Annotated in this window: 21 protein-coding genes; 12 read left to right on the top strand and 9 right to left on the bottom strand. The window is 67.3% G+C overall.

Features of this window, described 5'->3' with window-relative positions:
• The first annotated feature begins 181 nt into the window (after window positions 1-181).
• The 3 genes from AC07NY_RS01110 to AC07NY_RS01120 all read left to right on the top strand — a co-directional run bounded on the left by AC07NY_RS01110 (window position 182) and on the right by AC07NY_RS01120 (window position 2,867).
• Window positions 182-994 carry a DUF4118 domain-containing protein gene (locus AC07NY_RS01110; protein ID WP_494581141.1) on the top strand — a complete coding sequence of 271 codons (813 nt, stop codon included), beginning with the start codon at window positions 182-184 and terminating at the stop codon, window positions 992-994.
• Window positions 994-1,128, top strand: a complete 135-nt coding sequence (locus AC07NY_RS01115) for a hypothetical protein (RefSeq protein ID WP_494581143.1) — start codon at window positions 994-996, stop codon at window positions 1,126-1,128. The genes AC07NY_RS01110 and AC07NY_RS01115 overlap by 1 nt, the downstream gene beginning before the upstream one ends.
• A gap of 308 nt (window positions 1,129-1,436) precedes the next feature.
• Window positions 1,437-2,867 carry a TRAP transporter large permease gene (locus tag AC07NY_RS01120; protein ID WP_494581145.1) on the top strand — a complete coding sequence of 477 codons (1,431 nt, stop codon included), beginning with the start codon at window positions 1,437-1,439 and terminating at the stop codon, window positions 2,865-2,867.
• A 68-nt stretch (window positions 2,868-2,935) separates the two neighbouring features.
• Here the strand turns inward: AC07NY_RS01120 and AC07NY_RS01125 are convergent, their stop codons facing one another.
• The gene (locus tag AC07NY_RS01125; RefSeq protein WP_494583640.1) at window positions 2,936-3,388 is read right to left on the bottom strand and encodes an Lrp/AsnC family transcriptional regulator; all 453 of its coding nucleotides are present in this window, start codon (window positions 3,386-3,388) and stop codon (window positions 2,936-2,938) included.
• Window positions 3,389-3,560: 172 nt separating this feature from the next.
• On the opposite strand from AC07NY_RS01125, the gene putA reads away from it, so the two are divergent.
• The 5 genes from putA (at window position 3,561) to AC07NY_RS01150 (ending at window position 12,074) form a co-directional block, all read left to right on the top strand.
• Complete coding sequence (putA, locus tag AC07NY_RS01130; protein WP_494581147.1) at window positions 3,561-7,262, top strand: trifunctional transcriptional regulator/proline dehydrogenase/L-glutamate gamma-semialdehyde dehydrogenase; 3,702 nt, start codon at window positions 3,561-3,563, stop codon at window positions 7,260-7,262.
• A gap of 88 nt (window positions 7,263-7,350) precedes the next feature.
• Window positions 7,351-8,358 (top strand): trans-3-hydroxy-L-proline dehydratase, encoded by a 1,008-nt coding sequence (gene lhpH, locus AC07NY_RS01135; protein WP_494581149.1) that lies wholly within the window; start codon window positions 7,351-7,353, stop codon window positions 8,356-8,358.
• Window positions 8,359-8,503: 145 nt separating this feature from the next.
• Window positions 8,504-9,187 carry a GntR family transcriptional regulator gene (locus tag AC07NY_RS01140; protein WP_494581151.1) on the top strand — a complete coding sequence of 228 codons (684 nt, stop codon included), beginning with the start codon at window positions 8,504-8,506 and terminating at the stop codon, window positions 9,185-9,187.
• Between the two features lies 1 nt (window position 9,188).
• On the top strand, window positions 9,189-10,628 hold the full coding sequence (locus AC07NY_RS01145; RefSeq protein WP_494581153.1) for an aldehyde dehydrogenase family protein: 1,440 nt from the start codon (window positions 9,189-9,191) through the stop codon (window positions 10,626-10,628).
• A 54-nt stretch (window positions 10,629-10,682) separates the two neighbouring features.
• Window positions 10,683-12,074, top strand: coding sequence for an amidase (locus tag AC07NY_RS01150; RefSeq protein WP_494581155.1), 1,392 nt, complete (start codon window positions 10,683-10,685; stop codon window positions 12,072-12,074).
• A 3-nt stretch (window positions 12,075-12,077) separates the two neighbouring features.
• On the opposite strand, the gene AC07NY_RS01155 is transcribed toward AC07NY_RS01150, so the two are convergent.
• Both AC07NY_RS01155 and AC07NY_RS01160 read right to left on the bottom strand, forming a co-directional pair.
• Entirely contained in the window at window positions 12,078-13,148 is a 1,071-nt protein-coding gene (locus AC07NY_RS01155; protein WP_494581157.1) for an Ldh family oxidoreductase, read from the bottom strand.
• A gap of 71 nt (window positions 13,149-13,219) precedes the next feature.
• On the bottom strand, window positions 13,220-14,230 hold the full coding sequence (locus tag AC07NY_RS01160) for an amino acid ABC transporter substrate-binding protein (RefSeq protein ID WP_492285830.1): 1,011 nt from the start codon (window positions 14,228-14,230) through the stop codon (window positions 13,220-13,222).
• A 184-nt stretch (window positions 14,231-14,414) separates the two neighbouring features.
• On the opposite strand from AC07NY_RS01160, the gene AC07NY_RS01165 reads away from it, so the two are divergent.
• Genes AC07NY_RS01165 through AC07NY_RS01175 form a run of 3 tightly spaced genes read left to right on the top strand, consistent with a single transcriptional unit; the run spans window position 14,415 to window position 17,096 of the window.
• Window positions 14,415-15,215: an HpcH/HpaI aldolase family protein gene (locus tag AC07NY_RS01165; protein ID WP_494581159.1), complete on the top strand. Its 801-nt coding sequence runs from the start codon at window positions 14,415-14,417 to the stop codon at window positions 15,213-15,215.
• Window positions 15,216-15,228: 13 nt separating this feature from the next.
• Window positions 15,229-16,152 carry a cupin domain-containing protein gene (locus AC07NY_RS01170; RefSeq protein ID WP_494581161.1) on the top strand — a complete coding sequence of 308 codons (924 nt, stop codon included), beginning with the start codon at window positions 15,229-15,231 and terminating at the stop codon, window positions 16,150-16,152.
• An 11-nt stretch (window positions 16,153-16,163) separates the two neighbouring features.
• The gene (locus tag AC07NY_RS01175) at window positions 16,164-17,096 is read left to right on the top strand and encodes a DUF6282 family protein (protein WP_494581163.1); all 933 of its coding nucleotides are present in this window, start codon (window positions 16,164-16,166) and stop codon (window positions 17,094-17,096) included.
• A 249-nt stretch (window positions 17,097-17,345) separates the two neighbouring features.
• Here the strand turns inward: AC07NY_RS01175 and AC07NY_RS01180 are convergent, their stop codons facing one another.
• The 5 genes from AC07NY_RS01180 to AC07NY_RS01200 form a co-directional block, all read right to left on the bottom strand.
• A complete protein-coding gene (locus tag AC07NY_RS01180) occupies window positions 17,346-18,332 on the bottom strand; it encodes a Bug family tripartite tricarboxylate transporter substrate binding protein (protein WP_494581165.1) in 987 nt (328 codons plus the stop codon).
• An 84-nt stretch (window positions 18,333-18,416) separates the two neighbouring features.
• Entirely contained in the window at window positions 18,417-19,220 is an 804-nt protein-coding gene (locus AC07NY_RS01185; protein ID WP_494581167.1) for a DNA-binding transcriptional regulator, read from the bottom strand.
• Between the two features lie 91 nt (window positions 19,221-19,311).
• The gene (locus tag AC07NY_RS01190) at window positions 19,312-20,295 is read right to left on the bottom strand and encodes an NAD(P)H-quinone oxidoreductase (protein WP_494581168.1); all 984 of its coding nucleotides are present in this window, start codon (window positions 20,293-20,295) and stop codon (window positions 19,312-19,314) included.
• Entirely contained in the window at window positions 20,292-20,933 is a 642-nt protein-coding gene (locus AC07NY_RS01195) for a fumarate hydratase C-terminal domain-containing protein (protein ID WP_494581170.1), read from the bottom strand. The genes AC07NY_RS01190 and AC07NY_RS01195 overlap by 4 nt, the downstream gene beginning before the upstream one ends.
• A complete protein-coding gene (locus tag AC07NY_RS01200) occupies window positions 20,930-21,799 on the bottom strand; it encodes a fumarate hydratase (protein WP_494581171.1) in 870 nt (289 codons plus the stop codon). Before AC07NY_RS01200 ends, AC07NY_RS01195 begins: the two co-directional genes overlap by 4 nt.
• Before the next feature lie 227 nt (window positions 21,800-22,026).
• On the opposite strand from AC07NY_RS01200, the gene AC07NY_RS01205 reads away from it, so the two are divergent.
• Window positions 22,027-23,478 (top strand): aromatic amino acid lyase, encoded by a 1,452-nt coding sequence (locus AC07NY_RS01205; protein WP_494581173.1) that lies wholly within the window; start codon window positions 22,027-22,029, stop codon window positions 23,476-23,478.
• A gap of 4 nt (window positions 23,479-23,482) precedes the next feature.
• Here the strand turns inward: AC07NY_RS01205 and AC07NY_RS01210 are convergent, their stop codons facing one another.
• Window positions 23,483-24,166 carry a GntR family transcriptional regulator gene (locus AC07NY_RS01210; RefSeq protein WP_257735216.1) on the bottom strand — a complete coding sequence of 228 codons (684 nt, stop codon included), beginning with the start codon at window positions 24,164-24,166 and terminating at the stop codon, window positions 23,483-23,485.
• Window positions 24,167-24,330: the final 164 nt, after the last annotated feature.

Genomic DNA, 24,330 nt, shown 5'->3' on the forward strand with positions numbered 1-24,330 from the left:
GAGAACTATCCGGGACGTGAAAAGACGCTGAGCGCCGGAAGTCACTGATTTTACGGAGAGAAAAAGAACGCTGGTGGACGCTCTGAAACGCCGAAAGACGGGGGTTTATTTGACCTCAGCTCCACCAAGGCTTTTCGCTAAGTTTCTGATTTTGCGCCGCGCTCGACCATACTGAGGCGCAATGACCAGAGCAGCGACGTTCACTCCCGCGCTTCGTTTTCTCCTCCCCTATCTGAAGACGGTCGGGCTCGTCGCCTTTGCCACCGCGCTGGCGGGCATCGCGGCCTGGCTTGCACCGATCGACAGCGTCTCGGCGGTCTACATGCTGCCGGTGCTGGTCGCCGCGATCCGCTATGGCACTGGCTGCGCGGTACTTGCCGCCCTGCTCGGCGCCTTCATGACGTCGCTGTTCTATCCGCCGCTGTTCAGCCCTCTCGTCTTCAAGCCGGCCCAGCTCATCGATCTCATGACGTCTCTCGCCGTGGCGCTGACCGTCGGTCCGCTGGCAGGGCGGCTGCGTGCCCAGATGCTGCGCGCGCAGCAGAACGAACGGGCGGTCCGCCATGTCTACGAACTCGGCAGCGCTATCGCCGCAGCCAGCGACGTGGAGGCGGTTTATGGCATCGTCACCGACCATATGTCCGACGCGCTTGCCCGTCCGGTCGCGCTCTTCGCCCCGCTGGAACGAGGCAGCGGCCTGCGGCCGGCACGCTCAGCCTTTCCCGATGACCTGACCGCCGAGCTCGAACAGGCGGCCCGTGCTTTCCTGGCGCTCCCGGACGGCAGCGTCACCGCCGCCATCGCCCTGTCGGGAAACCAGTGGCTGTTCTGCCGGCTCGCCAGCGGGCAGGCCGGCCCGGCGGCGTTGGCCGTGAAGCTCGGCGACGCGGATGCGGACCCTCGCGGTCCATCATGGCCATGTGCTGATGCATCGCCATGCGCGAGCTCTGGCCGCAGGAACCTGTGGAGGATGTGCAGTACCTGCGTATCCTGATGAAGAAGCTGCGCAATCGGATCGAGCCCGATCCGACGCAGCCAATCTACATCATCACCGAGCTTGCCGTCGGGTACCGCCTGCGCACGCAGGAGCAGCTCGATGCCGTCGGTTATGCCGAGGCTATGCGATAGCCCCCTCTCCGCAATGGAACAGCTAAGCGTTTAGCTGGTAGCTGCGACTCCCAGGGGTTAGCGGACAACCGCAGGGCGGGGAGCGCATGTTCAAGCTTTGGTTGGCGCTGGCGACGGTCGGCTGCATGGCTGCGACCGTTGCGATCGCCTGGTTCTTCTGCCGCGAGCTGATGCCGCTGGCCCGTCATCCTGCTCCTGCCGGTCGGTTTCACCCTGATTCTGGCGCAGGGCCTCTCCGAGATGATCAAGCGTGCCGCGGCGCTGCGTGGCTTCCACCAGCACGAATACGCCTACGAGAAGCCGCTGCAATGATCGACGCGATCCGCTCCAATCTCGGCCCGATGATGTTCGGCGGGCTGATCCTCTTCCTGCTGATCGGCTATCCCGCCGCGTTCTCGCTCGCGGCGGTCGGGCTGTTCTTCAGCTTCATCGCCATCGAGATGGGGGTGATCACGCCCAACTACATGGGCAACCTGACCTTCCAGCTCTACGGGAGCATCTCGAACGACCTGCTGCTGTCGATCCCGTTCTTCACCTTCATGGGCGCGATCCTGGAGCGCTGCGGGCTGGCGGAGGACCTGCTGGATTCGATCGGCCAGCTCTTCGGCAGCGTTCGCGGCGGCCTGTCCTATGCCGTGATCTTCGTCGGCGCGATCCTCGGCGCCATCACCGGCACGGTCGCGGCCTCGGTCATCGCCATGGGCGTGATCTCGCTGCCGGTGATGATGCGCTACGGCTACAACATGCGCCATGCCACCGGCGTCATCGCCGCGTCCGGCACGATCACGCAGCTGATCCCGCCCTCGCTGGTGCTGGTCGTGCTCGCCGACGTGATGGGCCGCTCGGTCGGCGACATGTATGCCGGCGCGATCGGCCCCAGCATCGTGCAGGTCGCGCTGTTCTGCATCTGGGTGATGATCCTCTCGATCATCAAGCCGGGGGACGTTCCGGCGCTGCCGCCCGAGGCGCGCACCTTGAGGGGCTGGGCGCTGGTCAGGAAGTGCATCCGTGGCATCGTGCCGTCGGCCGCGCTGATCTTCCTCGTGCTCGGCACGATCTTCATGGGTCTCGCCACCCCGACCGAGGCCGGCGCCATGGGCGCGGTCGGCGCGATCGGGCTCGCCGCGATGTATCGCACGCTCAGCTGGAAGCTGACCTATCAGGCGATGTCCTCGACCATGCGGATCACCGCCATGGTGACGATGATCCTGATCGGCTCGCGCGTGTTCAGCCTGGTCTTCCAGGGCGTCGGCGGCGGCCTGTGGATCGAGCACATGCTCACCGGGCTGCCCGGCGGTCAGGTCGGCTTCCTGACCTTCACGATGATCTTCATCTTCTTCATCGCCTTCTTCCTCGACTTCTTCGAGATCGCCTTCATCATCATCCCGATGCTGGCGCCGGCGGCGGCGAAGCTGGACATCAACCTGATCTGGTTCGCGCTCCTGATCTGCGCCAATATCCAGACCTCGTTCATGCACCCGCCCTTCGGCTTCGCGCTGTTCTACCTGCGCGGCATCGCGCCGCCGACGGTGAAGAGCCGCGACATCTATCTCGGCTCGATCCCCTGGATCGTGCTGCAGCTCATCCTGGTCGCGTTGATGATCGCCTTCCCGCAGATGGTCACATACTGGCCCGAAAAGCCGGTGACGCTCGACCCGACCGCGCTGGAGAAGCAGCTCGGCACCATGCCGTCCTTCGGGACGATCGAGCTGCAAGGCCTGACGCCGCTTAAACCCTGAGCGAAGACGGAGCCTGACACGCGTGCTACCGACGCGGCTTCAGGCTCCCCTTCTGCAAAGCGCGGTGATCACCAGGTTTCCTTGACCGTCTCCATGGCGACATTGGTCGAGGTGTTCGCGACATGGGGCAGGTTCGAGATCTTCTCGCCCAGCACCGCCCGGTAGCGCCGGATATCCGGCGTCCTGATCTTCAGGAGATAGTCGAAGCGGCCGGCGATCATGTGGCACTCCTCGACCTCCTTGATCTTTTTGACCTCCTCGTTGAATTTCGTCAGCGCCTTTTCCGTGGTGTCGGACAGCTTCACCTCGGCGAAGGCGATGTGATCGAGCTTGAGCTTTGCCGGATTCAGCGTGGCCCTGAAGCCTTCGATGTAGCCATCTTCCACCAGCCGGCGGAAGCGGATTTGGCACGGCGTCTTGGACAGGCCGATCCGCGCGCCGAGCTCGGCGATCGAAATCCGGCCGTCCTCCCTGAGGACGTCCAGGATCTTGCGGTCGAGTGCGTCCAGATCGCCTTCCAATGGCGTTTCCTTGGGCTTCTTCACTTGTGATCTCCAAATCTGAAGTCCGAATGGACTGCAGGATAGCGAAAATTGGGCCGCTTGAGAATCGGGCTCGTGATAAGCTCCCGCGCAAGAACGGGAGAGGGGTGTCGCCCCCGGCCCGTCGCGTTCGAACTCGCCGGGAAAAGCCATGAGCCAAGCCACCGCTGCCGCCGTCGCCACCGCTACCAGCCCGACGCCCTTCACGGGCTTCGCCCCGCCGATCCGCGAGCAGTCGGCGCTGCGCCAGGCGATCACCGCCGCCTATCGCCGCCCCGAGACCGAATGCCTGCCGCCTTTGCTGGAAGCGGCGAAACTGGCCCCGGCGAGCAAGCAGGAGATCGCCCGCACGGGGCGCAGGTTGATCGAGGCGCTGCGGGCCAAGCACAAGGGCACCGGCGTCGAGGGGCTGGTCCAGGAATATTCGCTCTCCAGCCAGGAAGGCGTCGCGCTGATGTGCCTTGCCGAGGCGCTGCTGCGCATTCCGGACACGGCGACGCGCGATGCGCTGATCCGCGACAAGATCGCCGATGGCGACTGGAAGTCCCATGTCGGCGGCGGCAAGTCGCTCTTCGTCAATGCCGCGACCTGGGGGCTCGTCGTCACCGGCAAGCTCACCTCCACCGTCAATGACCGCAGCCTCGCGGCTGCCCTGACGCGCCTCATCGCGCGAGCCGGCGAGCCGGTGATCCGCCGCGGCGTCGACATGGCGATGCGGATGATGGGTGAGCAGTTCGTCACTGGCGAGACGATCGACGAGGCGCTGAAGCGCGCCCGCCCACTGGAGGCGCGCGGCTTCCGCTATTCCTATGACATGCTCGGCGAGGCCGCGACGACCGCCGCCGATGCGGCGCGTTACTATCGCGACTACGAGAACGCGATCCACGCTATCGGCAGGGCGGCGAACGGGCGCGGCGTCTATGAAGGCCCGGGCATCTCGATCAAGCTCTCGGCGCTGCATCCGCGCTATAGCCGCGCCCAGGCCGGCCGCGTCATGGGTGAATTGCTGCCGCTCGTGCGCGAGCTCGCTCTGATCGCCAAGAGCTACGATATCGGCCTCAATATCGATGCCGAGGAAGCCGACCGGCTGGAGCTTTCGCTCGACCTGCTGGAGGCGCTGAGCTTCGACAATGCGCTGCAGGGCTGGAACGGACTCGGCTTCGTGGTGCAGGCATATGGCAAGCGCTGCCCCTTCGTGCTCGACTGGATCATCGATCTCGCCCGTCGCTCCGGCCGGCGCATGATGGTGCGCCTCGTCAAGGGCGCCTATTGGGATGCCGAGATCAAGCGCGCCCAGGTCGACGGGCTCGCCGATTTTCCGGTCTATACCCGCAAGGTCCATACCGACGTCGCCTATGTCGCCTGCGCCCGCAAGCTCTTGGGCGCGCCCGACGCGATCTTCCCGCAATTCGCGACGCATAATGCGCAGACGCTGGCGACGATCTATCATCTCGCCGGCAACGACTTCGCCGTCGGAAAGTACGAGTTCCAGTGCCTGCACGGCATGGGCGAGCCGCTCTATGACGAAGTCGTCGGCCAGGACAATCTCGACCGGCCCTGCCGCATCTATGCGCCGGTCGGCACGCATGAGACGCTGCTGGCCTATCTCGTGCGCCGCCTGCTCGAGAACGGGGCGAACTCCTCCTTTGTCAACCGCATCTCCGATCCGAAGGTGACGATCGACTCGCTCGTCGCCGACCCCGTCGATGTCGTCGAGGCGATGCCGGTCATCGGCATGCTGCACGACCAGATCGCGTTGCCGGGTGACCTCTACGGCGCCGACCGTGCCAATTCGAAGGGCATCGACCTCTCCAACGAAGCATCGCTGGCCGAGCTTGCCGGCAATCTCGCGGCGACGGTCGGGCAGAGCTGGCACGCCGTGCCGCTGCTCGCCGACAACTCCACCGCCGGCACGACGCGCCCGGTTCTGAACCCGGCCGATCATTCCGACGTCGTCGGGCAGGTCACCGAGCTTGCGGTCGAGGATGCCCAGAAGATCGCGCGCCTCGCCGCCGAGGGCGGCAAGGCCTGGGCCGCCGTGTCGCCGACTGAGCGTGCTGCCTGCCTTGATCGCGCCGCCGACATCATGCAGGCGCGCATCGAGACGCTGATGGGTATCGCTATGCGGGAGGCCGGCAAGTCCGCTGCCAATGCGATCAGCGAAGTGCGCGAGGCCATCGACTTCCTGCGCTACTACGCCGACCAGGCGCGCAAGACGCTCGGCCCGGCCCATGCGCCTCTCGGGCCGATCGTCTGCATCAGCCCGTGGAACTTCCCGCTGGCGATCTTCACCGGCCAGGTCGCGGCGGCGCTCGTCGCCGGCAATGCCGTGATGGCGAAGCCCGCCGGCGTCACCCCGATCATTGCGCATGAGAGCGTCAGGATCCTGCACGAGGCCGGCGTCCCGCGCGGGGCTCTGCAGTTCACGCCCGGCAGCGGACGTTTCGGTGCGGCGATGATCGCGGCACCCGAGACGGCTGGCGTGATGTTCACCGGCTCGACCGAGGTCGCGCGCGGTATCCAGGCCCAGCTCGCCGAGCGCCTCTCGACGGAGGGCAAGCCGATCCCGCTGATCGCCGAGACCGGCGGCCAGAACGGCATGATCGTCGATTCCTCGGCGCTGGCCGAGCAGGTCGTCGCCGACGTCATCGCCTCGGCCTTCGACAGCGCCGGCCAGCGCTGCTCGGCGCTGCGCGTGCTCTGCCTGCAGCAGGACATCGCCGACCGGACGCTGCACATGCTGCAGGGCGCGTTGAAGGAGCTCACGATCGGCCGAACCGACAAGCTCAGCGTCGATATCGGCCCGGTGATCAGCGAGGGTGCCCAGCGCGAGATCGACGAGCATGTCGCGCGCATGCGCGGTCTCGGCCGCAAGGTCGAGCAGCTCCCGCTGCCGGACGCCGCGGCCAAGGGCACCTTCGTGCCGCCGACCATCGTCGAACTGAAGAGCCTCTCCGACCTGAAGCGCGAGGTCTTCGGCCCCGTGCTCCACGTCATCCGCTATCAGCGCGACGATCTCGACAAGCTGATCGACGAGGTCAACGGCTCCGGCTACGGCCTGACCTTCGGTCTGCATACGCGGCTCGACGAAACGATCGCCCATGTCACCAGCCGCATCAAGGCGGGCAATCTCTACGTGAACCGCAACATCATCGGCGCGGTGGTCGGCGTGCAGCCCTTCGGCGGGCGCGGGCTTTCCGGCACCGGGCCGAAGGCCGGCGGGCCGCTCTATATCGGCCGGCTCGTGCGCAAGGCGCCGATCCCGCCGCAGCACAGCTCGATCCATACCGATCCGGCGCTGCTCGAATATGCCGCCTGGCTCTCGGGCAAGGGGCTGAACACTGAGGCGAACACCGCCCGTGAGATCGGCGGCCATTCGGCGCTCGGCCTCCATGTCGAGCTGGCCGGGCCGGTCGGCGAGCGCAATCTCTACGCGCTGCATCCGCGCGGCCGCATCCTGCTCGTGCCGCAGACGGAGACCGGCCTCTATCAGCAGGTCGCGGCTGCGCTGGCGACGGGCAACCAGCTCGTCATCGACGCGGCCTCCGGCCTGAAGGGCGCCCTGTCGGGCCTGCCGGCTGCGGTCGAAGCCCGCGTCAGCTGGACCTCGGATTGGGAGGCCGACGGCCCGTTCTCGGGCGCCCTGGTCGAGGGCGACACCACGCGGATCGGCGAGGTGAACCGCCGCATCGCCCGGCTCTCCGGCCCGCTCGTTCTCGTGCAGGCGGCGAGCACGGAGGAGCTGAAGCGCGATCCCGACGCCTATTGCCTGAACTGGCTGCTTGAGGAGGTCTCGACCTCGATCAACACCACGGCGGCCGGCGGCAATGCGAGCCTGATGACCATCGGCTGAGACGAAGACCGCAGGTTCAGGCGCCTCCCTTGCGGACGGCGCCTGAACCTGCTCAAGGCTGTGCCGAAACACAGCATCAGGGGGAACGATGCAGGCCGATCGCGTCATCCAGACCGTGGAGGTTCATACCGGCGGCGAGCCCTTCCGGATCGTGACGAGCGGCTTGCCGCGCCTGCCCGGCCGGACGATCGTTCAGCGGCGCGACTGGGTGAAGACCCATATCGACGATATCAGGCAGGCGCTGATCTTCGAACCGCGCGGCCATGCCGACATGTATGCGGGCTACCTGACCGAGCCGGTCTCAGCCCATGCCGATTTCGGCGTGATCTTCGTGCATAACGAGGGCTATAGCGACCATTGCGGCCATGGCGTCATCGCGCTGGCCACCGCTGCCGTCGAACTGGGCTGGGTCAAGCGCACGGAGCCGGAAACGCGCGTCGGCATCGACGCGCCCTGCGGCTTCATCGAGGCCTTCGTGACCTGGGACGGGATGCGCGCCGCGAGCGTCCGCTTCGTCAACGTCCCCTCCTATCTCGTCCACCGCGACGTCAGCGTGGAAACGCCGACCTATGGGCGCGTCACCGGCGACATCGCCTTCGGCGGCGCCTTCTATTTCTACACGGATGGCCGCCCCTTCGGTCTCGCGATCCGGCGCGAGAATGCCGAGGCGCTGATCCGTTTCGGCGCCGAGGTGAAGATCGCCGCCAACAAGGCCTTCCCGGTCGTGCATCCGGAAATCCCCGAGCTGAACCATATCTACGGCACGATCATCGATGGCGATCCGCTCGACCCCAAGGCGACGCAGGCCAATTGCTGCATCTTCGCCGACCGGCAGCTCGACCGCTCGCCGACCGGCTCCGGCACGGCCGGGCGTACGGCGCTGCTCCATGCCAAGGGGCTGCTGAAGCCCGGTGAGCTCCTGGTCAACGAATCCATCGTCGGCTCGGTCATGACGGGGCGGGTTCTGCAGGAGACCAGGCTCGGGGCGATCGACGCGATCATCCCGGAAGTCTCCGGCAGCGCGCATCTCTGCGGCCAGGCGACCTGGTTCATCGACCGCGACGACCCGCTGCGGTACGGCTTCCTGCTGCGCTAGCGCCCCCCAAGGCTCCGGCTTCTCCGGTTTTGAATTCTCCACTCCGGCCGAAGGGCATGCCCTGCGCGAGGGGGCGCCCAGCCACGCGCTTGGATTGACAGCCCCTGTATCCTGGATACCATTTTCGACGGTTGTGGAGACGTCGATGGGCCAGGTGCTCGCATGGCGCAGCCAGTCGCGCCTGCTCGACGAAGTGGCGCAGGCTCTGCGTGAACGCATCTATGCCGGGGTCTACGCACCCGGCGCAACGCTGCGGCAAGAGCGGATCGCGGCCGAGTTCGGCATCAGCCGGACGCCGCTGCGCGAGGCCTTCCGCGTGCTGGAGCGTGACGGGCTCGTCGTGAACAAGCCGGGCAGCGGGGTCAGGGTCGCGACGGCCGACCTGCCGAAGCTGCTCGATGCCTATGCCGTGCGCGAGGCGATGGACGGCGTCGCGGCGCGCCATGCCGCCGAGCGGGCGTCACCGGCCCAGATCAGGGAGCTGGCGAAGCTGGTCGAGCGTCAGCGCAAGCTGATCGCGGACTGGAACGCGAGCGACTACTCGCAGTCGAATATCGATTTCCATCTGGCGATCATCGATGCGGCCGGGAATGCCTCTTTGCCGCCGCTCGTGCCGCTCCTGCACCTGACCTCCCAGGTTTTCGCGCCGGCCTTCGCGCTGTCCTGCGAGCGGGCCGCCGCTGCTGTGGCCGAACACGGTGACATCCTCGACGCCATCCAGAAGCGCCAGCCCGACGACGCCGAGCGCGTCGCGCGGGCCCATATCCATGCGACGGCTGTCCGCCTCAAGGCGCAGCTCTCCGAAAAGCAAAACCCGATCGAGGCCTGACGTGAAGACCTACAGCAATTTCATCGCGAATGAATGGCGCGACGCCGTGGATGGCGAGCATATCGAGGTCCGCAATCCCTCGACCGGGCAGGTATTCGCGAAGCTTGCGCGTGGCAGGCAGGAGGATGTCGATCTGGCGGTCGCCGCCGCGCGGCAGGCGCTCACCGGCGAATGGGGCTGCCTGACCGCGACGGAGCGCGGGCGTATCCTGAGCCGGGCCGCGACCGGCGTGCTGGCGAATATCGACCTTCTCACCGAGATCGAGGCACGCGATGTCGGCAAGCCGCTGACGCAGGCGCGGGCCGATGTCGTGGCGCTGGCGCGCTATCTCGAATTTTACGGCGCCTCCGCCGACAAGGTGCATGGCGACACCATTCCCTACCAGAACGGCTTCACCGTTCTGACGATCTACGAGCCGCATGGCGTCACCGGGCATATCATCCCGTGGAACTACCCCATGCAGATCCTCGGCCGCAGCCTCGGCGCGGCGCTGGCCATGGGCAATGCCGCCGTCGTCAAGCCGGCCGAGGAGGCCTGCCTCACGATTCTGGAGTTCGCGCGGATCGCGCAAGAGGCCGGGCTGCCGGCGGGTGCGATGAACATCGTCACAGGCTTCGGCACGGAAGCCGGCGCGGCACTCTCCGCGCATACCGACATCAACCACATCTCCTTCACCGGCTCGGCCCGGACCGGCGAGATGGTGCAGGCTGCTGCGGCCCGCAACGCCGTGCCGGTGACGTTGGAGCTCGGCGGCAAATCCGCCCAGGTCGTCTTCGCCGATGCCGATCTCGACCGTGCCGTGCCCTTCCTCGTCAATGCCGGCATCCAGAACGCCGGCCAGACCTGCTCGGCCTCCTCGCGCATCCTCGTCGAGCGCGCGGTCTATGAGGACGTGATCACGCGGATGAGCGAAAAATACCGCGCGCTCAAGGTCGGACCGGCCGAGGCCGATCTCTCCGTCGGCCCTGTGGTCTCGCAGCGCCAGAAAGCGATCGTCGAGGACTTCCTCGGCGTCGCCCGCCAGGACGGCCTGAAGGTCGCGGCGCAGGGCACGATCGTCGCGGATGCGCCGTCGGAAGGTGCCTATGTCGCGCCGACCCTGCTGCGCGACGTTCCGCCCGATCACAAGCTGGCGCAGGAGGAAATCTTTGGGCCCGTGCAGGTGATCATGCCCTTCGACACCGAGGCGGAGGCGCTCGCGCTCGCCAACGGCACGCCCTACGGGCTGGTCTGCGGCATCTGGACGAGCGACGGCGGCCGGCAATTGCGGATGGCGCGGGCCGCGCATGCCGGCCAGGTCTTCATCAACAATTACGGGGCCGGCGGCGGCGTCGAATTGCCCTTCGGCGGCGTCAAGAAATCGGGCCATGGCCGCGAGAAGGGTTTCGAGGCCCTCTACGGTTTCGCCAGCATGAAGACCATTTCGATCTTCCACGGGTGAGGGCGTTTCCGCGGCCTTCGGGCCGTGGATGCCGGATAGGACGAGAGCTGCTCCATGACCGATCTTGCCGATCTGAGCGCGGTTGCGCTCGTCGAAGCCTATCGCGCCCGTAGGCTTTCGCCCGTCGAGGTCGTCGATGCGGTCACCCGGCGCATCGACGCCTGGGAGCCGCAGCTCAATGCGCTCTGGGCCTATGATCCAGAGGCGGCGCGGGAAGCCGCGCGGCAATCCGAGGCGCGTTGGGTCAAGGGTGAGCCGCGCGGCGCGATCGACGGCGTGCCCCTCACGATCAAGGAGAACATCGCGACCAAGGGGACGCCGGTCCCGCTCGGCACGGCCGCGATGACATTGGTGCCGGCCGTCGCCGATGCGCCTCCGGCGGCGCGCACCCGCGAGGCGGGCGGCGTGATCCTCGCCAAGACGACGATGCCCGATTACGGCATGCTCTCCTCAGGTCTGTCGAGCTTCCACAGGCTCGCGCGCAACCCCTGGGATCTCTCGACCAATCCGGGCGGGTCCAGCGCCGGCGCGGGAGCTGCGGCGGCGGCCGGCTACGGTCCGCTCCATGTCGGCACCGATATCGGCGGCTCGATCCGCCTGCCGGCCGGCTGGTGCGGGCTTGTCGGCCTGAAGCCTTCGGCCGGGCGCCTGCCGATCGATCCGCCCTTCATCGGGCGCGTTGCCGGGCCGATGACGCGAACCGTCGCTGACGCCGCGCTCTACATGTCGGTTCTGACCAAGCCCGACCGGCGCGACACGATGGCGCTGCCCTATCAGGATATCGACTGGCTCGATCTCGCGAGGCCGGTGAAGGGCCTGAAGATTGGCCTGTGGCTGGAGGCGGGCTTCGGCCAGGAGGTCGGCTCCGAGACACTCGCGGCGGTGCAGGGCGCGGCGGCTGCGCTGGTCGATGCCGGCGCGACCATCGTGCCGATCAAGCCCTTGCTGACGCGCACCATGATCGACGGGCTCGACCGCTTCTGGCGGGCACGGGGCTATGAGGATGTTTCCCGCCTGCCGCCGGAGCAGCAGGCCAAGATCCTGCCCTATATCTTCAACTGGATCGTGAGCGCCAAGGACTTCACGGGCGGCGACGTCTATTCCGGCTTCGCCCAGATCGAGGCGATGCGCAATGCGCTCCATGCCGCGCTCAAGGATGTCGATTTCATCATCTCGCCTACGGCGCCGGAACCGTCCTATCCGGCGGAATGGGCCTCGCCCTTCAACGATCCGCAGAGGCCCTTCGAGCATATCGCCTTCACGGTCGCGGCCAATATGGGCGGCCAGCCGGCGGTCTCGATCAATTGCGGCTATTCCGGCACCGGCCTGCCGATCGGCCTCCAGATCATCGGGCAGGCCTTCGACGATCTCGGCGTGCTGCGCCTCGCGCGTGCCTATGAGGAGATGCGCGCGCCGTCGCGGCCCTGGCCGACCCTCGCGGCTTGAGGTTTAAGTCGCGCTGGTTGCTGCGAGAGCCTCGGGAACGGGGACGTCGAGGCGGCCGGCATGGCTGCGCAGCGCTTCGAGCGTCTCCTTTGCGAGAGGGCAATGGCCGGTGAAGCGGCTGCGTGCCTGAGTCGCGCGGTCGCCGGGAACGCGGACAGGAGCCGCTCCGGCCGCGACCCGCGACTCGCGAACGCGATCGGTTAGCCCCGATGCGGCTGCCGCGAATTCGGCAGGCGGGCGCAGGCCCTCGATCCGGATCGCGAGGAAGAGGTTCGCGCTGTCATAGGGGCGGGCCATGTCGCCATAGAGCGGTCGCACCGCCTCGCCCATACCGCCGCCGGAGAGGCCACCGGCGATGAGATCGATCATCAGCGCGAGGCCGAAGCCCTTGGCGCCGGCTGCGGGCAGGAGCGTGCCCTTCAGCGCCTCCACCGCGTCGCGCGTCGGCAGGCCCTCCGCCGTCTGCGCCCAGCCTTCCGGGATCGGCTCGCCCTTGTTCGCTGCGAGCCTGATCTTGCCTAGGGCACCAGCGCTCATCGCGAAATCGAGCACGACGGGCTCGCCCTCGGTCGGGACGGCGATCGCCAGCGGGTTGTTGCCGACGACGGCTTCGGTTCCGCCGGGAGCGGGCAGCATCGGGCGCGTATTCGCCATGACGATGCCGATCTGGCCGGCGAGCGCGATCCTGCGGGCGAAGCGCCCGGCGGCGCCGAAATGGAAGGCGTTGCGGACGGCGACCAGCGCGATTCCATGGGTTTCGGCGCGGGCGATGGCGATCTCGCAGGCGGTTTCGGCCGTGACCTGCCCCAGCCCGTTGCTGGCGTCGATGCTCAGGCGCGCACCCTGGTCGACGACGATCGCGCCGGTGGCACGGGGATCGACGGAGCCGCCTGCGATCCGGGCGAGATACATCGGCAGATGCAGCAGGCCGTGCGAGGGCAAGTCCTCGCTATCGGCTTCGATGAGGGCCTCCGCGACGATGGCCGCATTGTCGGCCGGTGCGCCGGCCGCTTCGAGCAGCGCGACGGCAAAGCTTTTCAGGCTCTCCGCCGGATAGAGATTCGAAGTCGCCATCAGCCTGTCCTCGATGCAAGACGCCCGGCGCTGTGGCCGGGCGTGGTCGTCACACACGTCGGTCGCGGCGCTCAGCGCACCGGGGGAGCGTATTGCAGGCCGCCCTGGGTCCAGAGCTTGTTGAGGCCGCGGCCGATGCCGAGCTTCGAGCCGGTGCCGACATTGCGCTCGTAGACCTCGCCGTAATTGCCGACCTGCTTGACGATCTGCTGGGCCCAGTCCGGCTTCAGTCCCATGGACTCGCCGAAATTGCCGTTGCCGCCGAGCAGGCGCTGGACTTCGGGCGAGCCGCTGGTCTTGAGCCCGTCGGCATTGGCGGAGGTGACGCCGAGCTCCTCGGCCACGATCATGCTGTAGAGCGCCCAGCGCACGATGCTGGTCCAGGTCTCGTCGCCTTGGCGCACGACGGGGCCGAGCGGCTCTTTCGAGATCAGGTCGGGCAGGATGACGTATTCGGCCGGGTTCACCAGCTTCAGGCGATAGGCGGAGAGCGCCGAGACGTCGTTGCTGAACACGTCGCAGCGGCCGGATTCGAAGGCTTTTGCGACCTGATCGCCGGCCTCGAAGGCGACGCCCTCGTATTTCATGCCGTTCGCCCGGAAATAATCGGCGATGTTGAGCTCGGTCGTGGTCCCCGTGGGCACGCAGACCGAGGCGCCGTTCAGGTCCTTGGCCGAGGCGATGTTCGCGGATTTGCGGACCATGAAGCCTTGCCCGTCGTAATAGGCGACGCCGACATAGCGCAGGCCCATCTGGGTATCGCGCCCCAGCGTCCAGGTCGCCTGCCGGGAGAGGACGTCGATCTCGCTGGTCTGCAGCGCGACGAAGCGGTCCTTCGGGCTGAGCGGGGTGAAGCGCACCTTCTTGGCGTCGCCGAGCACGGCGGCTGCGACCGCGCGGCAGATATCGACGTCGAAGCCACCCCAGAGCCCCTTCTCGTCCGGCACGGAGAAGCCGGCCACGCCCGGGCTGACGCCGCAGACCAGTTCGCCGCGCGCCCGGACGTTCTCGAGCGTGCCGGCGGTGGCGGGCAGGGCGGAGGCGGCAAGCAAGCCGGCGAGCAGCAGGAGGCGCTTCTTCATTTTGGATGGCCTTTCAGACGGTGCGATCCGCCGTTTCGTTGATCCCGGCGCGATCCTGCCGGCTTTCTGACCCAGGGGCAGTTGCGCATTGGTGCATTTCGTCACGTGAAACGAGGCCAATTCCGGCCGCGTGCGGCTGCGACGATGCCCATCATCGCGACCATCGAAACCGGCAGGTCGCATCATGCAGGCTCCCGCACCGAACAGCTTCCGCCAGCGCCTGCTTAGCGGCGCCTTCCTGGCGGGGAGCTTCATCAAGACCCCGACCGCCCATGCGACCGAGATTCTCGGCTTCTGCGGCTACGATTTCATCGTCGTCGACCAGGAGCACGCGCCCTTCGACCGCAATGCGACGGATATCGCCCTGCTCGCGGCACGTGCGGCCCGCATCGCAGGCGTCGTCCGGGTGCCCACGCTTTCGGCGGACGCGATCCTCTCGGTGCTCGATTGCGGCGCCGAGGGCGTGCTCGCGCCCCATATCGCCACGGTCGCCGATGCCGAGGCGCTGGTCGCGGCCTGCCGCTACCGGGGCGGCAAGCGCGGCTTCTCCGGTGTTACCCGGGCCGGCCGCTATGGCGGATCGAAGATGTGGGATCTCGTCGACGCGTCCGATGCGACTGTTGCCACCATCGCCATGATCGAGGACCCCTCCACGCTGGAGCGGATCGACGATATCCTCGCGGTCGAAGGGCTCGATGCCGTCTTCATCGGCCGCGGCGATCTCACGGTGGCTTTCGGTGCGCCCAATCGCGATGCGCCGGTCGTCCGAGACGCGGTCGATGCGATCCTCCGGGCCGCCAAGGCTGTCGGCAAGCCGGTCTGCGTGATGACGGATAATGGCGAGGAATCCGCCGCCTTCGCCGAACGTGGCGCCAGCGCCTTCATCCTCTCCTCGGACCAGGGTTTCCTGCGCAAGGCCGCGAGCGACACCCTCTCACAGATGCAGGCCGCCCGGAGCCGGGTCGAAGCCGCCGGCGCGCGATAGGAGAACCGAACCCGTGTCCAGCTATCCTTCCAGCGATCCGCGCTCGCAACTGGCGGCGCAGCCGGCGGCCAAGGCACCAGCGGTCAAGGCCTATGCCGGCGCCGACTATGCCCGTTTCTACGCGGAGGCACCGCAGCAGGCCGGCGCCGGGTTCAAGACCTGGCTGGCGCGCGGGCAGAACTTCATCGTCGCCTATTCCGATGTCGAGGCCGGTGCCGCGTTGGAGCGCCCGGCGCAGCCCGACGAATATTGCCTGATCCTGCCCGAGGAGACGCTGGGCGCAACGGTCACGGCCGGCGGCGAGACTGTCGAGGTGCCCGGCCGTTCGATCGCCTTCATTCCGCCCGGTGCGTCGAAGGTGATGGTGGCAGGGAAGGGGCGCCTGATCCGCATCTTCTCCAGCGCTGCGCCCGATCTGGCCGCCGCCTGCTCGAACGCGGCGTCCTATGCCGAGCCCCACGCCAATGTCGCGCTGCTCAAGCCCTGGCCGGAGCCATCCGGCGGCTGGAAGGTCCGCGCCTACAGCCTGGATGTCGATGCCGGCGGCACGGGGCGTTTCGGCAGCATCTTCCGCTGCACGACATTGATGGTGAACATGCTCGATCCGCGCTTCGGCCTGCGCGACATCACCACGCTTTCGCCGCATCACCACGACGATTTCGAGCAGGGCTCGCTCGTCATCGACGGCGGCTATATCCACGATATCCGCTGGCCCTGGACGCCGGACATGCGCATCTGGCGCGAGGACGAGCACGAGCTGATGGCCGCGCCCTCGCTCACCGTGATCCCGCCGCCGTCGATCCATACCTCGCGCTCGGTCCTGCCGGGCCTGAACCAGATGATCGACATCTTCTCCCCGCCGCGCCTGGATTTCTCGCTGAAGCCCGGCTGGGTCATCAACGCCGCGGATTACCCGATGCCCGGCGAAACCGCGTGAGGGCCACGGACATGAACGCCATTGCTACCAGCGCCGATGCGCGCAGCCGCCAGATCGCCGATCTCCTCGTCGGCGCCGTCGACCTGCACTGCCATAGCGGCCCGGCCGCGATGCCGCGCATCCTCGACCATCACGAGGCGATGCTGGACGCCGCCGAGGCCAAGTTCCGCGCCGTCGTCTACAAGGACCATTTCTATCTGGGCACGGCGCACGCGATCCTGCTGGAGAAGCTCGTGCCGGATACCGGCGTCAGGCTGTTCTCCGGCATCGCGCTGAACAATGCCTCCGGCGGCTTCAATCCGCATGCGGTCGACCATGCGATCAAGCTCGGCGGCAAGATCGTCTGGCTGCCGACGCTCGCGGCCAAGAACCATATCGACGTGCTGGCCTCCGGCGCCGTGAAGACCTTCCCGAAGACCGCGCAGAAGATGCTCGACCCGATCCCGCTGACGGCCTTCGGCCCGGATGGCAAGCTGATCGACGAGGTCAAGCAGATCCTCGACCTGATCGCGGAGGGCGACATCATCCTGGCCGGCGGGCATCTCTCGACGCCGGAGCTCTTCGCGGTGTTCGAGGAAGCCAGGGCCCGTGGCGTGAAGAAGCTGCTCGTCAACCACCCGACCTACATGGTCAACAACTGCAGCGACGCGGAAATCCGCCATCTTGTTGGACTCGGCGCGGTGATGGAGCATTCGATCTGCATGTTCGTCGAGGGCAAATCGAAGAAATTCGATCCGCCGGAGCTGCGCCGGGTGATCGATGTCGCGGGCGTCGATAACACCGTGCTCTGCTCGGATCTCGGGCTTACCGGATCGCCGCGCCCGATCGACGGCTATCGCGAGATCGTCGGCCATCTGCTCGACCTGCAGTTCACCGAAGCTGAGATCAAGCGGATGACCGGCGGGCATGCGGCGGAGCTGCTGGGGCTCGGTCAGGCAGCGTAGAGCCATCCCGATTTTGATCGAACCTCGCCGTCATCCCGGACAAGCTGCGCAGCAGCGCCGATCCGGGATCCATCGTAGGGCTCCGGAGCCTTACGATGGATCCCGGGGCAGGCCCGGGATGACGGCGTGTTTCCCGAGGAAGCCAAGCACGCTGCCGTTTCGCTGCGCCCGGGATGATGGGCTCTGGTTAAACGAAAATGGCCCGGGTTCTCCCGGGCCATCTTGCTTTAACGCCAAGCCGCCTCGCACTCAGTCGAGCGTAATGCCGGCGGCCTTGATCACATCGGCCCATCTGGCGATTTCCATCGCTTGGGCCGTGCGCATCGCCGCCGCATCGCCGCTGCGCGCGCGTACGCCGATCACGGCGAGCTTGTCGCGGCCTTCCGCGCTTTCGACATAGGCGCGGGTGATCGCGGCGAGGCGCGCAACCACGGGTTCCGGCAGTCCCTTGGGGCCGACCAGGCCGAACCAGCCGGCCGTGTTGACGTCGGGCAGACCGGCTTCCGACAGCGTCGGCACCTCCGGCAATTGCGGCGCGCGCTGGTCGCTGGTGACCGCGAGCCCGCGGATCGCGCCGCTTTTGACATGCGGGATATAGGCCGGGATGAAGTCGATCGCGACATTGACGACCCCGGCGAGTAGGTCCGTCGCCAGCGGCGCCGAGCCGCGATAGGGCACATGCGTCATCTGGAAGCCGGCCTTGCGCTGGATCAGCTCGCCGATCATGTGGCCCATCAGGCCGAAGCCGGGGCTGCCGAAGGTGAGCTTGCCGGGATTGGCCTTGCCGTAGGCGACGAGCTCCGCGAAGGACTTGGCCGGCACGGAGGGATGCACCGCGACGATGCCCTGGACGTCGCCGAGCAAGGCGATCGGCGTGAAATCGGCGAGGGGGTCGAAGGACAGCGTCTTGTAGAGCAGCTTGTTGGTCGCGAGCGGGCCCGAAGACGAGAACATCAGCGTGTAGCCGTCCGGTGCGGCGCGAACAACGCTGGTCGCCGCGATATTGCCGCCGGCACCGGTCTTGTTCTCGACGATGAAGCCCTGGCCGAGCTCGCCGCGCAGTCGATCCGCCAGAAGCCTTGCGACCACGTCGGTCGAGGCGCCGGCCGGGAAGGGCACGACGATATTGGTCGCGCGGCTCGGCCAGGTATCGGCGAAGGCCTGTCCGTTGCTTGCCAGGACGCTTGTTCCGGCGATCCCGGCCATGAATCCACGGCGTGAGAGCTGTCGCTCCATCGAATGTTCCTCCCCACGGCGCCACTGCGGACGCGTTGGGCGGAGACTAGGGGCGCGCCGTCGCGTGGCTGTGGAAATGGGGCGTCATTTCTCACCTTGAAACGCGACGCCCATGGATTGCGACAGCGCCTCCAGTTGCGCCTCGATGCTGGCGGCCGCCTTCTTGAGGGGATGGATGATCCGCGCCTTGTCGTCGGGATTGGCGACGGCCGCGCGGAAGAAGGTGACGCCGAAGGTCGCGAGCACCCGTTCACCGAGCTTGATCGGCACGGCGATCGTCGCGGAATTGCGCGGCTCGACGGCGGTGTCCCGCTCGGTATAGCCGCGCCAGCGGGCCTGCGCGATCAAGCGCTCGATATCCTCGTCGGTCAGGCTGCTGTTCTCGGCATCGGCAGAGGCGCGCATCGCCGCGAGCAGCACGGCGCGCTCCGCATCCGGGCAGAAGGCGAGATAGGCGCGCCCGAGCGCCCGCCCGCCGAGGCTCAGGCGATAGCCGAGCGTTGCATGGAAGGGCGAAATCGGGCTGTCCGGTATCGTGCTGAAGCGGACGATGACGGCATCGTAGTCCAGCAGGCAGACGGTGCAGGGCCATTTGATCTGGCGGGTCAGCGCCGTCGCCCAGGGGCGCGCGGCCTCGATCACCATCGGCGCGCCGTGGAAACCCGAGCTCAGTTGCGTGACCTGGGAGGTGACGAGATAGCCGCGCATGCGCTCGTCGCGGGTGACGTAGCCCGCCTCGATCAACGTCTCCAGCAGGCGCACGATGGTCGGCTTCGGCAGGCCGGTGCGGCGATGCAATTCGCCGACCGTCGCCGGGCTGGAACGATTGACCTCGGTCAGCAGGCGCAGCGCCTTGAGGACGGATTGAACGGGCGCGAAGGAGAACACTCTGCAGGTCCGGCGTGACGACAACGAACGCCGACACTAGTGCAGAACCCGCAATGCTTGCTCGCAGTTTTTCAGGCCGCGACCGCGGCACTCAGCCCGGCATGGTCAGGACGACCTTGCCGATCTGCTCGCCGGCATCCATCAGCGCATGGGCGTCGCGGACATCGGCCCAGTCGAAGGTCGCGCAGATATGGCTGCGGATCCTGCCATTCGCGAGCAGGGGCCAGACCTGATCGGCCAGCTCCATCGCGATCCGGCCCTTGTAGGCGGCGTCGCGCGGGCGCAGCGTCGAGCCCGTCAAGGTCAGGCGGCGGCGGACGATGTTGCGGACATTGACCTCCGCCGTCTGGCCGAGATGGCTGGCGATCAGAACGACGCGCCCGTCAGGGGCCAGCAGGCCAAGCTGCTTTTCGGTATAGGGGCCGGCCTGCGCGTCGAGCACGACATCGACCTTCTCCTTGCCGATCGCGGCCTCGATCTCGGCGACCCAGTCGGCGCGGTAATCGACGGCATGGTCGGCGCCGATCTCTTGGCTGACGGCGCGCTTCTCGGCCGAGCCTGCGGTCGCGATGACGCGGGCGCCCCGGAGCTGCTTGGCGATCTGGATCGCGGCCATGCCGACGCCGCTGGTGCCGCCCTGGACCAGCAGGGTCTCGCCCTCAGCCAGCCGGCCGAGCCAGATCACGTTGTTCCAGGCGGTGAAGAAGACCTCGGGCAATGCGGCGGCCTGGGCGAAGGAGAATCCACCGGGCAAGGGCAGGCATTGCGAGGCCGGCACGGCGCAGAACTCGGCATAGCCGCCGCCATTGGCGAGCGCGCAGACGCTGTCGCCGAGCTTGGGCCAGGCGACATCGGCGCCGACCGCCTCGACCACGCCGGAGACATCGAGGCCAGGCAGATCGGTCGCGCCGGGCGGGGGCGGATAGAGGCCGCGCCGCTGCTGGATGTCGGGGCGGTTGACGCCGGCAGCGCGGACGCGGATCAGCACGTCGGCCGGGCCGAGTTCGGGGCGCGGGCGCTCGCCGAAGGCGAGGACCTCCGGGCCGCCCGGCCGGGTGATTTCGATCACTTTCATCGCGATGTCTCGTTGTTGCCCGCAGAGGGGTGAAGCGATTGCAGGATGTCGGGCATCCGCTCGCGCGCCGAAGCCATGAGGCGCTCATAGATCGAATTGCCGTGGGCATCGATGGCGACGATGACCGGGCCGAAGCCGTCGAGCCGGATGCGGTTCAGGCGGAATTGCATGATCAGGTCCGTCCAGGCGCAGTCCGTCACGGCCTGCACGCCCTGGCTCAGCAGGGCCGAGGCTCCGCCGACGAAGGAGAAATAGACGCAGCCGGTCTCGCGCATCGCCTCGACGCTCTCGCGGCCGAGCCCGCCCTTGCCGCCGGTCGCGCTCAAGCCCAGCGTCCGGATCAAGGTCGGCATCAGGTGGTCGAAGCGGCTCGACGTGGTCGGGTTGACGTAGTGGAGCGGGCCGGGGCCGTTCGCGGCTTCCTCATAGCTCACGCCCATATGGAAGAAGGCGCCGCCGCGCAGCGGCAGGGGCAGGTCGCGACCGGCCGCCAGCTCCGCGACCATGCGCTTCTGCGTGGGCATGCCGACGGTCGCGACCGCATCGCCATCGAGCAGCACGACCTCGCCGAGCTTCAGCGACCGGGCATCCTCGCGGGACAGGGGCAGGGTGAGGCGACGGGGCGGAGAAATCGTCATTCGATCCGCTCCACCACTCCGGAATTATGGATGCGGGCGCGGGTGCGCCGGTTGATCCAGCAATTGAAGGAGACCGCGACGGGCGTGAAGCCATGGCCCGAGGCGTATTCGATATGGACGCCGAAGGTCGTGGTCGAGCCGCCGACGCCCATCGGGCCGAAGCCCATCTGGTTGACCGCGCGGGTCAGGCGCTCCTCCATCTCGGCGACCATCGCCTCGGGATTGCGCTCGCCGAAGGGCCGCAGGGTCGCGTCCTTGGAGAGCTTCGCCGCATGGTCGAAGGTTCCGCCGATGCCGACGCCGATCACGACGGGTGGGCAGTGCTGTCCCCCCGCGCGCAGGACAAGCTCGAGGATGCAGCGCTCGATCTCCTCCAGGCTCGGGCTGACCAGGGTCTCGATCGCGGCCCAGCGCCCGCCGCCGAGCGCCTTGGGCGCACAGGTGATGTCGAGATAGTCGACATCACCGATCAATTCGCAGGAGACGAGCGGCATATCCTTGCCGTGGAAGCTCCGTTCATTGGTCAGCGGGTTGGTGACGAAGCGCAGGAGCGGCGGCTGGATCGTGCGGACGAGATCGGCGAAGCCGTCGATGATAGCCTGGCGGATATCGCCTTCCATGCGGACGCCGGAGCCGATCTTGAGGGTGTAGCTGGGCACGCCGGCATCGGAGCAGAGGAACTTGCCGGTCTTTTCGGCGCGCTCGGCGCTGTCGAGCATGAAGGCGAGCGTCTGGCGGGCCTGCGGCTCGGTTTCGGTCGTCAGGGCCTTGCGGAACTCGGCCTTGGAGGATTCAGGGATCCGGCGCAGCGACCAATCGTAGAGATTGGCCGTGACCTCCTTGACCAGATCGTAGGTGATCGCCATGCGCTTGCGCCCGTTTCGATGGCGTGAACCTAGCCGATCCGGGGCCGGCGGCCGGGCTGGCACGCATCATTTCAATCAATGAAATGAAAGCGTTTCCCGGCCGCGCTCATCGGCTTCCCGGCCATCACGGAATCGGTCAGAGCTGCGTAGCGTATGCGCGCTGAAGAACAGGCCGGGCGGGGAAAGCTCCCCGAATGCCGGGCTGTCTTGCTGGGGACGGAATTGCCATGAGCCATGTCGCTATCACCGGTTTCGATCTGACGATCGATGGGCTCGTTCGCATTTCCAGAGAGAAGGCGCCGGTTTCGCTCACGGCGGAGGCGGTCGAGCGGATGAAGGCGGCCCGCGCTGTCGTCGACGATGCCGTGGCGCGCGGCGAGAAGGTCTACGGCGTCACCACCAGCGTCGGCGCCAAGACCGGCGTGCCGTTGGCGCCCGACCGGATCGGCGAGTTCAACCGTCGCCTGCTGCTGACCCATAATGTCGCGCATGGACCGCTCGCGCCTGACGAAGCCGTGCGGGCGATGATGGCGGTGCTGCTCAATGCGATGGCGAGCGGGCGCCTCGGCGTGCGGCCGCTGCTGGCCGAGCGGCTGGCCGCCGCCCTGAACGAAGGCCGCGCGATCGACGTCCATATCTGGGGCTCGATGGGCCAGAGCGACATGGCGCCGATCACCGACCTGGCGCTGGCGCTCTATGGCGATCTCGAATTGCAGGCCGGCGAGGCGCTGGCGATGCTGAATTCCAGCGCGCTCGCGCTCGGCACGGCGGCGCTGGCCATGGCCGATCTCCGCGATGTTCTCGACCAGTGGAGCCTGATCGCCGCGCTCAGCATGGAAGGCTTCGCCGCCAATCCCTCGATCGTCTCGAACGCCGCCTTACAGTCGCGCCCCTTCGCCGGGCTGAAGCGGCATGGCGAGCGCATCCGGGCCTATCTCGCGGGCAGCTACATCTTCGCCAAGGGCGGGCCGCGCCATCTGCAGGACCCGCTGAGCTTCCGCTCGCTGCCTTTGCTCCACGGCACGGCGGCCGACAGCCTCGCCTTCGCCTATGGCCAGGTCGAGGCTGAACTCAGCGCCAGCCAGAACAACCCGATCGTCTCGATCGAGGAGCAGGCGCTGGTCTCCGTCGCGAATTTCGACACGGTCTCGCTGTCGATGGCGCTTGATATCGCTCGCCTCGGCTTCGCGCCGGTGATGACGAGTTCGGCGGAGCGCGTCGCCAAGCAGGTCGATTCCTTCTGGTCCGGCCTCACCGTCGGGCTGATCGAGGAAGACGGCGTCGGCCTGCCCGGCTTCAACGGGCTGGCGCAGTTCCACAAGGCGATCACATCCGAGGCGCGCCTCGCCACCGCGCCCGTCGTGCATGAGCTCGCCAGCTCCAGCCATTCCAACGGGAATCTCGACCGGGCCGGCATGGCCGGGCTCGCCGCCCGCAAGACCGGGGAGGTCGCGTCGCTCTGCCGGTCGATCGCGGCGGTCGAATTGATGGTCGCGGCGCAGGCGGTGGATATCCGGAAGGCGAAGCCGCTCGGCGCCATCACCGGCAAGCTGCATGCGCTGGTGCGGGAGGCCGTTCCCTTCGCGGCGGCGGGTGACCGCGTGCCCCATCTCGATCCGCTGCTGCGGCATCTGGGCGAGCGCCGCGATGCCGTCCGCGCGATGCTGGAGTTGGTCTGACGCGTCAGATTTCGCCGGCCTGCTCCGGCAGCCGCGAGATTACCCCGACGATCGGGCGCAGGTGCTGCTCGAGGATCGCCAGCGCCTTCTCCTCGTCCCATTCGGAGAGGGCAGCGACCAGGGCGTGGTGCTCCTTGCTGATCCGCACGACGCGGCTCGGGTCGGTATTGATGGCCGTCATCGCGACGCGCTGCTGACGGGCGCCCAACGATTGGTAGAGCTCGGACAGCACGACATTGCCGACCGCGGCGATCATCACGAAATGGAACTCGCGGTTCAGCTCGACGCGGTTGAAGTAATCCCCCTGCGGCAGGCGCTCCAGCTCGGCGAGGATCGCATGCATGTCTGCCGGCAGCGGCAATTCCTCGCGGCAGATCCGTCGGATCGCGTGGCCCTCGATCATGCGCCGGGCTTCGTAGAGATCGAGCAGTTCCTGCGCCGTCACCTGCCGGACGAGCGCGCCGCGGCGCGGCAGCAGATCGATGAAGCGCTCGGCTTCGAGCCGATGGAAGGCCTCGCGGACCGGCGTTCGCGATACGCCGAGCGCCGAGGAAATCTCCTCCTCCTCGATGAAGCAGCCGCCGAGGAAGCGGCCACGCAGGATCTGCTCGCGCACATAGAGATAGACCCGTTCCCGGGTCGGCTTCCCGCGCAAGGCAGCCATCTCGTCCTGTTCGATCATGGCCATCGACATCGTGCCCCTTTCGCTCTTCCATAGGGCTTTCGAGAGTAGACAACAAAAAATCCGCCACGTATACATGACGCATCAAGAGCGTGGCTCATCTGTTCGTCTACAGTGAAGCCGCGCCGGGGAACCGCATGACCGTACACGCCACCATCGTGACAGAGAGC

The organism is Allobosea sp. GW821-FHT09G06 (genome assembly GCF_059416005.1).